The sequence below is a fragment of the Olsenella uli genome (assembly GCF_016900775.1).
In the GTDB taxonomy this organism is placed as follows: Bacteria; Actinomycetota; Coriobacteriia; order Coriobacteriales; family Atopobiaceae; genus Thermophilibacter; species Thermophilibacter uli_A.
In genome coordinates this window covers 1-1,502 of record NZ_JACJKN010000035.1, presented here as the reverse complement: position 1 = coordinate 1,502, position 1,502 = coordinate 1, and the positions used below count along the sequence as shown (strand labels likewise).

Genomic DNA, 1,502 nt, shown 5'->3' with positions numbered 1-1,502 from the left:
GCTCGACCTGGGCGACCTGCCCGGGCGCGCCATCACGGACCAGCCGCTCAACCTCTCGCTCGGCGAGCGCCAGAAGCTGGGGCTCCTGCGCGCCCTCTCGCGCCCGGAGCCGGTTGCCCTGCTCGACGAGCCGCTCACGAACCTGGACGCCGCCACGTCCGCGCGGCTCTGCGACTACCTCGCGGGGCTCAGGCGGCGCAGGACCGTTGTGGCCATCATGCACTCGGGCGAGCTCGACGCCGCGGCGGACCGCATCTACGAGATCCGCGACGGGCGCCTGGCGCGCGCGAGGTAGCCAGCTCTGTTACGGGGGACAGCCCCCATCGATGGGCTCCGGACGGAGCCATCCCGAGGGCGCGGTCGCGCCGGATTGGGGAAACCATGATCAAGAAGAGTGCCTATCCGCTCGTGGACGCGAGCGTCCACAATGTCATCAGGGCGGCGGGCGTCGCGGCGTCCACGCTGCTCGCGGCGGCGGCGAGCGTCGTCGTGGGGCGCGTCGTCGACGAGCTCGCGCGCGGGGCGTCGGACATCGGGGCGCCGCTCGCCGTCGCGCTCGCCCTCGCGCTGGCGTCCGCCGCCGCGACGGTACTGCTCGGCGAGTGGGCGCCCACGTGGCTGGGGGTGCGCCGCTTCCTCGGCAGCGCCGCGTCCTGCGCCAGGGAAATCCTCGCCGCCTCGCAGCGCGCCTTCGCGCGGCACGAGAAGGGCCACTTCGTGAACGTGCTCATGAACTCGACCGACACCTACGGCACGCTCTATGTCTGCGCGAACGTGCGCATTCCGGGCGCGGCTCTGGCGCTTCTGGGCATCGTGGCCATTGCGGCGCTGATCGATCCGCTGATGGCGGCGCTGGTGGTCGGCTACGCTCCCGTCCTCTGGCTCGCGCTGAGGCTCCCGTCGAGGGCCCTCGCCGAGCTCCAGCGCGACGTTCTTCCCGTGCAGGACGCCTGGCTCGGCGAGTCCAAGCGCATCGCCGAGAACAAGCGCCCCATCAACGCGGCCGGCGCCGAGGGGTACTTCTCGGCGCGCTATCGCGAGCGCTCCGAGGCGTTCCTGCGCATGATGACGCGCTATCGCTTTCTCGAGCAGCTCATCTCCAGCCTCCCCGCCCTGCTCTCGTGCGCGCTCGCGGCGGCGATGATGGGGGTCGCCGCGTGGCGCTGCCTGGCGGGCGGCGCCGGCGTGGGCCAGGTGCTCGTGGCGTACTCGCTGGCGCAGCTCGTACAGGCGCCGCTCACCGCCATCGTCCAGCGCGCGGCGCAGGTGCGCGGCAACCTGCCGCACGTCGAGCGCCTGCGCGAGGTGGCCGCGGCCGCGGCGGAGCCCTCCGGCTTCGAGGCGCTCGCGGCGGCCGAGAAGGACCCGGTGGCCCATGTGGACGGCGTCCTCTGGGCCACGCCCGAGCGCGGCGAGGGAGGCAAGCGCCTCTTCGCGGGGGAGCTCGAGGTGCGTCCCGGCGAGCTCGTCGTGATCAAGGGCGCCAACGGCACGGGCAAGTC

Annotated in this window: 2 protein-coding genes; both read left to right on the top strand. The window is 73.4% G+C overall.

The genetic code is table 11. The annotated features are described in order from the left end of the window. On the top strand, positions 1 to 295 hold a 295-nt coding region (locus H6A23_RS11190), incomplete at its 5' end, for an ATP-binding cassette domain-containing protein (RefSeq protein WP_204832251.1). An 86-nt stretch (positions 296 to 381) separates the two neighbouring features. Further along, on the top strand, positions 382 to 1,502 hold a 1,121-nt coding region (locus H6A23_RS11185), incomplete at its 3' end, for an ABC transporter ATP-binding protein (protein WP_204832250.1).